Annotated in this window: 1 pseudogene; it reads left to right on the forward strand. The window is 63.4% G+C overall.

The features are described 5' to 3' along the window. Positions 1–294: pseudogene (locus EN984_RS37360) on the forward strand (Na+/H+ antiporter); the annotation flags it as partial. Positions 295–434: the final 140 nt, after the last annotated feature.

The following is a 434-nucleotide window of genomic DNA, read 5'->3' on the forward strand; positions in this document are numbered from 1 at the left end:
GCTGATGATGAGGGGGGCGAGGTGCCCGGCGCCAGGCTTGCCGCTGCTGATAACATTGTCGCCGGCTACCGGCGCCGCATCGCCGCCTCGGACGAAGCCGATGAGGCCCGCGCTGAGGCGCGCGAAGCCGGAAGGCTGGAACTCGAATTGAGATCTGCCGGCATCGAAGCCGAGCGCGAGGCCGTGCGCGCCATGTTTCGCAGCGGCGAGATCAACGACCATACGTCGCAGGCGCTGTTTGCCGAAATCACGCTTACCGAGGCACTGCTGAAAGGTCGCAAGGCGAGGAAATAGCGACCCGCGGGCCTGGCTGGCGCAATCCGGCCAGCAAATTTCGCGTGGCAAACGTGGCGGGGCGAAAACAACTGTGTTAATGGCGCGGCAAATGCAAGTCGCCCAAAATTGTGCAGCGGTTTTGGGACAACGGCTTGCAT

The organism is Mesorhizobium sp. M7A.F.Ca.CA.004.12.1.1 (genome assembly GCF_003997835.1).
GTDB lineage: Bacteria > Pseudomonadota > Alphaproteobacteria > Rhizobiales > Rhizobiaceae > Mesorhizobium.